Source organism: Oleiagrimonas soli (genome assembly GCF_000761445.1).
GTDB classification, from domain to species: domain Bacteria; phylum Pseudomonadota; class Gammaproteobacteria; order Xanthomonadales; family Rhodanobacteraceae; genus Oleiagrimonas; species Oleiagrimonas soli.
The window spans coordinates 2,653,617-2,664,928 of the sequence record NZ_KN196470.1 but is presented as its reverse complement, the minus strand read 5'-3'; the positions used below and the strand labels follow the sequence as shown (position 1 = coordinate 2,664,928).

General features: G+C 67.7%; 5 protein-coding genes. All 5 read right to left on the bottom strand.

Going from position 1 to position 11,312, the window contains the following annotated elements; all coding sequences use genetic code 11:
• Nucleotides 1–83: 83 nt before the first annotated feature.
• Entirely contained in the window at nucleotides 84–2,213 is a 2,130-nt protein-coding gene (locus LF63_RS11910; RefSeq protein ID WP_043102081.1) for a M13 family metallopeptidase, read from the bottom strand.
• 101 nt (nucleotides 2,214–2,314) lie between these two features.
• Nucleotides 2,315–6,067, bottom strand: coding sequence for a translocation/assembly module TamB domain-containing protein (locus LF63_RS11905; RefSeq protein ID WP_043102079.1), 3,753 nt, complete (start codon nucleotides 6,065–6,067; stop codon nucleotides 2,315–2,317).
• Nucleotides 6,064–7,836 (bottom strand): autotransporter assembly complex protein TamA, encoded by a 1,773-nt coding sequence (locus LF63_RS11900; RefSeq protein ID WP_043102078.1) that lies wholly within the window; start codon nucleotides 7,834–7,836, stop codon nucleotides 6,064–6,066. Before LF63_RS11900 ends, LF63_RS11905 begins: the two co-directional genes overlap by 4 nt.
• Before the next feature lie 81 nt (nucleotides 7,837–7,917).
• On the bottom strand, nucleotides 7,918–10,455 hold the full coding sequence (locus tag LF63_RS11895) for a glycosyltransferase (RefSeq protein WP_425477065.1): 2,538 nt from the start codon (nucleotides 10,453–10,455) through the stop codon (nucleotides 7,918–7,920).
• Between the two features lie 249 nt (nucleotides 10,456–10,704).
• Entirely contained in the window at nucleotides 10,705–11,115 is a 411-nt protein-coding gene (locus LF63_RS11890; protein ID WP_052395028.1) for a hypothetical protein, read from the bottom strand.
• Nucleotides 11,116–11,312 lie beyond the last annotated feature (197 nt).

Genomic DNA, 11,312 nt, shown 5'->3' with positions numbered 1-11,312 from the left:
TCGGGGTGACGCGGGTCGTGATCCGGATATGAAAAAGGCCGCGCATTGCTGCGCGGCCTTTTCGTTTTCGCGGTGGTGCGGTCTTACCAGATCTGCACGCGCTGTTCCGGCTTCAGGTACAGCTTCTGGTCCGGCTGCACGTCGAACGCCTTGTACCAGCCGTCCAGGTTGCGCACCGTTTCGGCGCGGAACTGCGGCGGCGCGTGCACGTCGGTGTTCACGCGCTGGCGCAGAGCAGCTTCGCGCATCTTGCTGCGCCAGGCCTGGCCGAAGGACAGGAAGAAGCGCTGGTCGCCGGTCAGGCCGTCGATCACCGGCGCCGGCTTGCCGTTCAGCGACTTGTGGTAGGCGATGTAGGCGGCGGTCAGGCCGGAGACATCGGCGATGTTCTCGCCCAGCGTCTGCTCGCCGTTGACGTGCAGACCCGGCAGCGCGACGTACTGGTTGAACTGGTCGACCAGCTTCTGCGTGGCTTCCTTGAAGTGCTTGGCGTCGGCCGGCGTCCACCAGTTGTGCATGCGGCCCTGGGCGTCGAACTGCGAACCCATGTTGTCGAAGCTGTGGCTGATCTCGTGGCCGATGATCGCGCCGATCGCACCGTAGTTGTGCGCCGGGTCGGCCTTCGGGTCGAAGAATGGCGGCTGCAGGATCGCGGCCGGGAAGTTCAGCGAGTTCTCCAGCGGGATGTTCAGCGCGTTGACGGTCTGCGGCGTCATCCACCAGTCGGCGCGGTCGACCGGTTTGCCCAGCTTGGACAGCGCGAAGTCGTAGTTGAACTTCGACACCGCCATCGCGTTGGCCAGCGGGTTGTCGGCGCTGACCTTCAGGCCGTCGTAGTTGCGCCAGTGGCCGGCGTCCGGATAGCCGACGAACACCTTCAGCGTGTCCAGCTTCTCCTTGGCCTTGGCGCGCGTGGCCGGGGTCATCCACTCCAGGTTGTCCAGACGCGAGCCGAAGGCGGCGACGAGGTTGTTGACCAGATCCTCGACCTGCTTCTTGGCCTCGGGCGGGAAGTACTGCTTCACGTACAGCTTGCCGACCGCGTCGCCCAGCGCGTAGCTGGTGGCGGCGATGGCACGCTTCTCGCGCGGCTGCTGCTTGGGCACGCCGGTCAGGGTCTTGCCGTGGAAGTCGAAGGCGAGATCGGCGTAGGCCTGCGGCAGCAGGCCGGCGTGCTCATCCAGCGTGTGGAAGCGCAGCAGCGCGCGCCAGTCGGCCAGCGGCGCGTCGGCGACCAGCTTGGACAGGCCGGCGAAGGCCTTGGGCTGCCACACGTCGATGACCTTCTGGTCGCTCAGGCCGGCGGCCTTGAAATAGGCGTTCCAGTCCAGACCCGGCGCCTTCTTGGCGAAGTCGCTCATCGACCACAGGTTGTTGGCCTTGTGCACGTCCTGGCTGTCGACCAGGCTTTCCTGCGCCTTGGCGATCTTCATTTCCAGATCGAACACGCGCTTGGCTTCGGCCTCGGCGTTCGGCGTGCCGGCCTGCTTCAGCAGGGCGGCGATGTAGGCCTTGTACTTGTCGCGGAAGCCGGCCATCGCCTTGTCGTCGGACAGGTAGTAGTCGCGGCTGGGCATGGTCAGACCGCCCTGCAGCAGGTAGGCGATGTTGTGCGACGGATCGGTCAGGCCCTGGGCCACGAACAGGCCGAACAGGTGATCGGTGTGGAAGTCGGTGTTGTTGACCGGGTCTTCGTCCTGACGCAGGCGGCTGCCCAGCACTTCGGCCAGCTCCTTGCGATTCTTGATCTTGGCGATGGCGTCAAGCTCGGGCTGGATCGGCTGCAGGCCCATCTTCTCGATGGCGGCGGTGTCCATGTAGGCGGCGTAGTAGTCGGCGATCTTGCGGTCGTCGGTGCCGGCCGCCGGGTTGCTCTTGGCGGTGTTCTCGATGATGTCGTCGATGCGCTTCTGGGTGCGCTCGTAGATGGTCAGGAAGTTGCCGATGCTGGAACGGTCGTCCGGAATCGTCGCGGTCTTCAGCCACGCGCCGTTGGCGTAGTCGAAGAAGTTGTCGCCGGGCTTCACCGAGTGGTCGATGCCGGCCATGTCGACGCCGCTGTCGGGCTTCGCGGCGACGGTTGCGGCGGTGGCCGGTTTCGGCGCGCTGGCGGCGGGCGTGGCCGTCTTCTGCTGGTCGCTGTTGGACGACGGCGAGCAGGCGCTCAGCGCCATCGCGACGGCGGCGGCGAGAATCCAGGATGTACGTTGCATGGTGCGTCACCTCGACATGGAAAGTGAATCACCTTAGTACGACGACGGGGCGCGTGGAACGGTTGGACGGGCCTTCTAGGCCATAAGTCACGGACGCCCGTTCAGCGTTCGTAACGGTAGTTGAAGCTCGCGCGGCTGAACTCGGTGGCCTGCTGCGCCTCGAAATTCCAGCGTCGGCTGAGGATGTAGCGCAGGGTCACCACCTGACCGGGCTGGAACAGGCCGACGCCGTAGCTGAGGTACAGCCGTGGCGAGAGGTACTTGCCGACGGTGAACGCGGCGGTACCCAGCGCGTCGTTGCTGGACACGCCGATATCGCTGATGCCGAGCTTGGAGCCGATGCCCTTGGCCAGCAGGTCGCCGGTGGCCGAGCCGAGCGCCTGCGCGGCCGAGTTCACCATGCTGCCTTCGCCGCCCTTGACCTGCGACAGCGGCTTGCCGGTGATGAGGTAGGACAGCGCGTCGGATTGCTCCATCACCGGATTCGAGAACACCGTCAGCTCGGGCCGCTTGGCGGTGCCGCGCACCTGCAGGCCGACCACCTGGCCGTCGTCGACGGTGGCGTTCGGGTTGAGCTTGCGCACGGCACGGATGTCGAGGCCGGGGTCGTCCAGCGGCGTGGAGGCGAACAGCAGCCGGCCCTGTTCGATGTGCAGGTCCTGGCCGTAGGCGCGGAAGGTGCCGTCGACGCGGATCTGGCCCTGACCCAGCGCGCCCTTGCCGCTGCGACCGATCACGTGCAGGTTGCCGCGCAGATCGCCGTCCAGGCCGTAGCCGACGACGTGGGTGTGCCGGCCCAGATCGATGCGCACGTCGGTGCTGACGGCCAGCGCGGCGCCGGCTTCCTGCGGCGGTTTCTCGGCGTCGACCACGACCACGTCGGGCGAGGCCTGGGTGGTGCCCGCACCGGGCAGTTTCTCCAGCTTCACGTTGGCCTTGTCCACGCCGAGTGTGCCGCCGATGTGCAGACCGTTGGCGTCGTGCGTGACCGCCAGGTCGGGCGAGATGCTGACCATCGCCGAGGGAATGTCGGCGACCTGCACCTTGCTGCCGGTGAGTTTGATGTCGGTGCCGCCGCCGCTGCCGAGGCCGAGTGTGCCGGCGATGTTCAGGTCGCCGTCGCCGGAATGCACGCGACCGTCGATGCGCAGCTGCTGCGCGTTGCTGCCGCTGACGCGCACTTGTCCCTGACTCAGTTTCAGGCCGAGACCGGGAATTTCGCCGGAGAAGCCGTCGACCACCGCCTCGCCGCTGGCCGCCGGCGCGGCCAGGGTGCCGGCCAGGGCGAGGTCGGCCTTGAGGTCGCCCTGAAGGTTGGCGACCTCGCTGCTGAACAGCTCGACGAAGCGCAGGTTGTCCAGATGCATGTGCAATTGGCCGCTGAGTGCATGCTGGGGGCCCTGCATGCGCAGGTCGCCGTCCAGGCGACCGTTCTGCTGTAGCGACGCGCCGATGCGCAGCCGTTGTTCCTGCGGCGTCATGGCGAGGTTGGCGTCGAGTCCGCGGAAGCGGATCAGCGGCTGGTTCGGATGATCGACGTAGAACACCTGGCCCTGCGCGGACTGCAGCCGCGCCTGACCGTCGAGGTGGCCCTTGGCGTCGCGGCGGATGTCGCCGTCGCCGCTCAGCGTGCCGTCGGCGCGCATGGGAAGATCGTTGCCGGCGACGGCGAGGATCATTTCCAGCGGCAACTCGCGCATGCGGTACTGCGCGCGCAGGCTGCCGTCGCGTTTGCGCTCGGCGGACATGCACAGCTCGGGTTGGCCCGGACTCAGGCAGGTCTGGCCCAGGGAGCCTTCGCCGCGGTTCCAGGCCAGCGCGGCAGGCGCGCGCAGCCGCCATTCGGGAATGCCTTCCAGGCCGAGGTCGAGGCGGTCCAGCGAGCCTTTCCAGGCGTCGCCCTGCATGCCGCCGGACAGCGCCAGCTGCAGCGACAGCGGATCGCCCTTGGCAGCCACGCGCAGGGCGTGGCGCTGGCGGTTGCCGCGGCCGTCCACACTCAGCGTCGCGAAGGCGAAACCGGCGGCTTCGACCTGTTGTGCGTTCAGTGTCAGCGTGCCGCCGGGATGGCTGAGATCGTCGACATCGACGTTCAGGTGCAGCTGTTCGGCGCGCTGATCGTTCCAGGCCAGCTTGGCGCCGTCGAGGTTTCCGCGCACGCCGAGCTTCGGCCACAGTCCGCGGACGCGGAACTGCCCGTTCAGCGCGCCGCGCGCCTGCGGCAGCCAGTCGCCAAGCGAGGCGATGCGCAGCCGCACGTCGAGGTCGTTGCGTGCGCCGTCCTTGCCGTCCAGTTGCATGTCGCCGGAGCCCGAGCGCAGCTGCAGCGTGCCGCTGAGGACCTTGGCGGCCGACAGCTTCAGGGTGCCTTTGCCGGACACCGGGCGTTGCCGCAGCGTGCCTTCGAGTCGGTCCAGTTGCAGCGTGGCGTGGGTGCCCTGGTCGGCAATCAGGCCCTGAGTCGACAGCTTGGCGTCGAGCGCGCCGTTCCAGCCGGCCAGCAGCGCGCCGGGGTCGAAGCGCGTGGCCTGCGCGTCGAACTGCCATTGCAACTGCGGCGTCCATTGCAGCTCGCCATGCGCTTCGAGCTTGCCCTTGGGTTGCTGGATGGCGAAGGTCTCGATGGTCGCGCGCTCGGCCGTGCCGTGCAGCGTGGCGGTGAGATGGGAAGGCTTGCCCGGCGGTCCGGCCTGGGCGTCCAGCGTGGCCTGGTAGCGCTCGGCGTTGCCGTCGAAGTGCAGTTGCCCCTGGCTGGCGAGCGTCTGTCCGACCAGCGTGGCGGGCAGGGTCACGTCGCTCCACTGCAGGTCGAGCGCGGCGGTGAGCGGCGTCGGGTCGAGCCGAATGCTGCCGTGTCCCTGCAGCACGCCCTGGTGCTGCGGCGAGGTGATCCGCAGCCGATCCAGCAGCCATTGCTTGCCGTTCTTGTCCGCATGCGCCGTCAGCGCGGCGAGTTGCACGCGCGTGGCGTCGAGTTCTAGCGTGCCGCTGGCTTGCACGGTACGCAGGTCGCCATGGGCGTCGAGCGAGGCGGCCATCTGCTGGACGCTGCCGGCGCCGATCCACGGCGCCGCATCGCCGCGCGGCAGCTCGATGCGGGCTTGCCAGGTGTACGGCGAGCGCGGCGCGAGCGTCAGGTGCACGTGGGCCGCGGACGGCTGAGTCAGGTCGATGCTGGCGCTGGCGCGGCGGCCGTTGTTGTCGGCGGTCAGCGTGCCGGCCCAGCGCTTGTCGGCGGCCTTCCAGTCGAAGTGCAGCGTGCCCTTGCCGGGATAGCCGCCGCCGAAGGCCATCGCGCCGTCGAGGTCGGCCTGGCCGTCCGGCGCACGCAGTTGCAGGCGACGCAATTGCAGGCCGTCGTGCGTCCACGCGCCGGACAGGTCGAGGCGGTCGGACACGAACACGTCCTGCGCGCCCTGGTGCACGCGCACGTGGCCGATGTGGGCCTGGTCGAGTACGACGTTGAACGGTGCGCGCAACGTGAGGGTGCCGCCGGTGTCGCTGGCGGAGGCGCTCGGTCGGGTCGGCAGCGCCACGTCGACGTCGCGCACGTCGAGCTGAAGCAGATGCGCGCGTCCGGCAAGCAGTGCGAACGGACGCAGGTCCAGCTGCACGCGGGCGATCTGCACGTCGAGGCCGCTCTGCCGGTCGCGGTAGCGTACGCCGGTCAGCGTCAACGGTCCGGCGAGACGGCCCTGCGCCTGCTGGACCTGCAGCGCGTCGCCGGTGAAGTGCTCGGCGCGCGCTAGCGCGAAGCGCAACCCCGAGGCGGTGCCCAGCAGCCAGCCCAGGGCCAGGCCGGCCACCAGCAGCAGCACGGCGAGAGCGATGGCGGTGCGCTTGAGCCACTTCACAGGTCGGGTCCTATCACCAGGTGCAGCTCGACGCCGTGCGCGTTGCGATCATGCACCGGCACGCCAAAGTCGACGCGGATCATGCCCACGGGCGAGCGCCAGCGCACGCCGAGACCGGCGCCGATGCGCGGCCGGTAGTCGGTGCCGTTGAAGGCGTTGCCGGCGTCGACGAAGGCGGCCATGCCCCAGGACTGCGTGAAGTAGTGTTCGACGGTGACGCTGCCGACCAGCAGGTTGCGTCCGCCGATGACGCGGTCGTAGCTGTTGCGCGGGCCGATCGACTGGTAGCCGTAGCCGCGCACGGACTGGTCGCCGCCGGCGAAGAAGCGCAACTGCGGCGGCAGCTGGCTGAAGTCGCCGACCACGGTGCTGCCGGCGGTGCCGCGCAGGATCAGACGGTTGCGGCGGCTGAAGGCGTCGATCCACTTGGCGTCGGCGACGACCTGCGCGAAGCTCGTATCCGACAGCACCGTGCCCAGCGTGCTGCGCGCGGTCAGGCTGAGCATCCAGCCGTGGCGCACGTAGTTCGGGTCCGCGCCGTGCTTCTTCACCAGCGAGATTTCCGGGTACACCAGCGTGCTGCGGCCGCGTTCGATGCCGAGCGCGTTGGCCGGATCGCCGCCGCGCTTGCCCACGGTGAACGTACCCGACAGCGCGTGGATGCCGACGGTGCGCAGCCAGCCATGCCACAGCTGGCTCTCGTTGGCGACCAGTTCCAGGGTGCGCGACTTCGAGGTGTCGGTGTCGGCCTGACGGAAGTTCGCGCCGTAGTTCAGGCTGCGCTGATGGGGGCCGGGCAGGGGCACCTGATACAGCGTGCTGAGTGTCTTCAGCCGCTGCGCCAGCACCAGCTCGTTCTTCCACTTGTGGCCGCGGTCGTTGACCCAGCGACGCTCCAGGCCGAGACGGATGCCGACGCCGGTGTCGGTGCCGATGAAGGGGCCGCCGGTGTAGACGCTGCGCTTAGCCGGCTTCAGCTGCACGTCGATGTCGACCACGCCGTCGTGCGCGTGCTCGACGTCCGGCAGCACGTTGACCACCGCGAAGTAGTCCGCGCCGGTCAGCGTCTGCTGCAATTGCAGCAGATCGGCCTGTGAGAAGTAGTCGCCGCGCTTGAACGGCACGTAGCGGTCGAGAAAGCCCGGGCGGAACTGGCCGCCCTCGAAGTGCACCTTGCCGAAGCGGTAGCGCGTGCCGACCTTCCATGCCAGCCGCACCACGGCGCTGTGGGTGGCGCGCGTGACTTCGACCTTGTGCACGGTCAGACGCGCGTCGAGGTAGCCGACCGCGGTCAGCGCCGAGGCGATGGCATCGCGCGAGGCGGTGTACAGACCGTCATCCATGCGCTCGCCCTTGCGCGGCTTGAACTGACGGATGGCCTGGCGCACTTCGGGCAGCTTACGCGCGGCGGCGTCGAGCTGGATGTCCAGCGCGCGCACGACGACCGGATCGCCCGGCGTCACCTTCAGCGTGACGACCCAGTCGGCGCCGTTCTGCTTCAGGTCCGCGTCGACATGCGCGTCGTAGTAGCCGTAGGGGCGCAGCGCCTGGCGCGCTTCGTCAGGCGCTTCGGCGTACAGCCGCCGAACCTGCGCCGCGCTGGCGTCGCGCTTGGCGTACTGGCTCAATCGCACCGAGGCGACCACGGCCTGCTTCAGGTTGTCGTCCAGCCCTTGCACGCGCACGCTGACGCCGGCCTGCGCGCACAGCGGCGCCAGCACCAGCAGAGGGAGCAGCAAGGCGTGGACGATGCGCGTGAAAGGACGCATGTAAAGGTGACAACCGGTTCCGTGGCAAGTTTCTGGACGACGGGCCGACCATAGCATCGGCCGTCTGCGGCGGGTGGGCGATCAGGCGCTGCGGTGCGCCACCCAGGCGCCGGTCAGGGCGGACACATAGGGTATCGCCTGTGCGCCCAGGATGATCATCCACAAGGTGCCTTCCAGGTAGGTGCTGCCGAACGAGAAGGCCATGCCGCCGACCGCCAGCGCCAGCGCCACGGCCATCAGCAGTTCCTCGCGCACCGGCGCGAACGCGGCGAAGCTCGATTCGCCCAGGCGCCGGCTCTTGGCGGTGACCACGAAGGCGGTCTTCTGCCGCGTCAGCCCGTGCATGATGCCGCGCGCGATGGCGTGCGACAGGCCCATGCTGGCGACCGAGGCGGTCAGCGTGTCGCGCCAGCTGCATGGCACGCGGGCGCGGTACAGCACGATGCCGAACAGCGCCTTGGCGATGAAGAAGCCGATCACCGGGATCAGGAACAGCTGCATCGGCAGGCTGAAGTACTGCGGCAGGGCGATCATGCCGGCGGTCCAGAACAGCGCCATCATCGTGAACACGAAGTGCAGCGCATCGGCGAACCAGCTGAACCAGCCGGTCAGGAAGTGGAAGCGCTGGCCGGCGCTGAGCGGGCCTTTCTGCACCAGCCAGTCCCAGCGGCCCTTCAGAATCTGCATCGCGCCGAAGGCCCAGCGGTAGCGTTGGCTCTTGTAGGCCTTGAAGTCGGCCGGGGTCAGACCCTTGCCCATCAGTTCGTCGACGTAGACCAGCTGGTAACCGGCGTGCATCAGGCGCAGGCCCAGCTCGGCGTCCTCGCAGATGGTCCATTCCGACCAGCCGCCGGTGCCTTCCAGCGCGCTGCGCCGGACCATGGTCATGGTGCCGTGCTGGATGATGGCGTTGCGCTCGTTGCGGTGGTGCATGCCGATGCGGAAGAAGCCGTCGTATTCCCACGCGGTCCAGCGGCGGAAGGTGTTGTCCTCGAAGTCGCGGTGCGCCTGCGGGCACTGCACCACGGCGACGTCGGCGTCGTGGAAGTGCCCGGTCAGGCGCGACAGCCAGTCCGGGCGCACCACGTAGTCGGCATCGACCACGGCGATCACCTCAGCGCGGTCGTCGGTTTCCTTCAGGCCGAAGTTCAGCGCGCCGGCCTTGAAGCCCGGCCACGGTTCCAGATGGAAGAAGCGGAAGCGCGGGCCGAGCTGTTCGCAGTAGGCCTCGACCGGCTTCCACACGTCCGGATTCTTGGTGTTGTTGTCGATCACCAGCACTTCGTAGTTCTGGTAGTCGAGCGCGGCCAGCGAGTCCAGCGTGACCTGCACCATCTCCGGCGGCTCGTTGTAGCAGGCCAGATGGATCGACACGAACGGCTGCTTTTCGGGCGGGTCCGGTTCCAGCAGTTCGGCATGGCGCAGCCAGCGCTTGCGCCACAGCACCTCGGTGAACTCGAAGCCGTTGATCAGCAGGATCGCGATGATCGCGATCTGCGCCGGGAACAGCAGCACCAGCATCGCCCAGTCGAACGGACTGAGGTAGAAGTTGAAGGGCAGGGTCGCGGCCCACACGATCACGCCGGCCGCGAGCTGCAGCAGCAGCATGAAGAAGAAGCGCCCGGCCAGTTTGAAGCGACTGTAGCGGCGGCCGAACCAGATCATCGGAATCAGCGCCAGCAGGCTCGCCGCCAGCGCCTTGAACGGCCAGCCGGTGTCCTCGGTGACCGGACCCGTGAAGGGGAATTTGGGTTTGCGGTCGGCGCCGAACATGCCCCAGTACGCGCCGGTGCGGCCCTCGCCGAGCTGTTCCTTCCACGGCTGGTCGAAGGCCTCCATCACGTAGTAGGTGATGTGCTGTTCGCGTGCGGCCTGGAACCATTGGCGAAGGAAGATCGCTTCGTTCGATACCGAGGGTTCGGCGTAGTGGAAGCGGTCGCCGTTCGAGGGCCAGCCGACTTCGCCGACGACGATGGGTTTGTCCGGGTACAAACGACGCAGCTCGTAGTAGCGGTCAAGTGCGTCCTTCAACGCTCTCTCGCGGGAGACCGGCACGCCTTCCCAGTACGGCAGCAGATGCACGGCGATGAAGTCGACGTGCTGCACCAGTTCCGGATACTTCTCCCAGATGTGCCACGGCTCGGCCACCGACACCGGCTGCCGGATCGCGGCGCGCGCGCGGTCCAGGTAGGCCATCAGCCGATCCGGCTTGACGTCGTCGCGCAGCAGCACCTCGTTGCCGATCAGCACGCGGGTGATGGTCTTCGGGTAGCGGTGCGCCAGGCTGATGACGGCGCGGATTTCGTCGTCGTTGTGCACCAGACGACGGTCGATCCAGGCGCCGGCCATGACGTCCAGGCCCTGCTTCTTCGCCAGCCGGTAGATTTCCGGGTTCTGCAGCGCGTCGTAGGTGCGGATGTGCTGCGTGTAGCGCGCCATCAGTTTCAGATCGCTGGTGATCTGCGCATCGCTCGGCTTGTCGTTGTCGAACGGACTCTGGTAGCGCTGGAACGGGCTGTAGGCGAAGCCGCTGATCGAGCCCTGCAGGTCGGCCGGACCGTTCGGCCGGTTGGCCCACCACCACAGCCCGATGTTGAGCACGGCCAGCAGCAGCGCCATGACCACGGCAGCGAACACGGGATGTCGGCTGTCGTGGGTTCGGGCTTCGGAAGTCAAGTGCAGTCCTGCTGACGCGTCACGGGCATGGCCTGGCCCGCCGGTGCGGGGGTGAAGGAAACGAGCTTACCCAAGGCCTCGCGCAGGCTCAACGCGGCGGAGCAGGACGGTCAGCTTGCACTCAGGCGGCGGACACGCGAACGCCGCGGATCGACGACCCGCGGCGTTCGTGGTTTCGGATGTGTGCGGGGCTCAGGAGAGGATCGTGAGCGCCTGGCCCATCGAGCTCATCGCGCCCCAGGCGTATTCGTCCATGCCGCCCATCGCGACGGCCATCTGCATGTTGGCGTCGGAGAACAGCTTGGCCACCGCCAGCGCGACCGCCGACAGCGAAATACCCAGACGCGTCGCCATGCGCTTCCACACCAGACCGTTGGCCGGGTCGTGCGCCTGATCGGCCTGCGCGCGCAGCAGCCAGGGCATCGGGTCCTGCTCCAGCTTGCGGCACATCATCTCGATCAGCTTGGGCTCGGCCTGACTGCCACGCGTGCGCCAGTTGCTGATGGTCTGCGGCTTCACGCCCAGGATCTGACCGGCCGCGTGATCGGAACGCACGGTGAGGCGTTCCTTGAAAAGTTCGAAAAGTTCGATCGTCGCGCTCATATCCCCAACCTGTTGATTTTTGGGCCTCAGGATTATATTGCCTCAATCGGAGGAGTTTGGCGATAGGAAGGTTTCAGACCCCGAATCCGGGTCTTGCAAGGGCGTCCTGACGGCCCTGTTCGGCTCTTGTCGACAGCATGCGCCGAGTCTGTCGTGCACCATGAAAAAGGCGCGCCATCGGGGCGCGCCTTTTTTCG

Coding starts and splice junctions, on each gene's coding strand:
- LF63_RS11895 (WP_425477065.1), bottom strand. CDS start 10,455: ATGGCGCTGCTGCTGGCCGTGCTCAACATCGGGCTGTGGTGGTGGGCC.
- LF63_RS11890 (WP_052395028.1), bottom strand. CDS start 11,115: ATGAGCGCGACGATCGAACTTTTCGAACTTTTCAAGGAACGCCTCACC.
- LF63_RS11910 (WP_043102081.1), bottom strand. CDS start 2,213: ATGCAACGTACATCCTGGATTCTCGCCGCCGCCGTCGCGATGGCGCTG.
- LF63_RS11900 (WP_043102078.1), bottom strand. CDS start 7,836: ATGCGTCCTTTCACGCGCATCGTCCACGCCTTGCTGCTCCCTCTGCTG.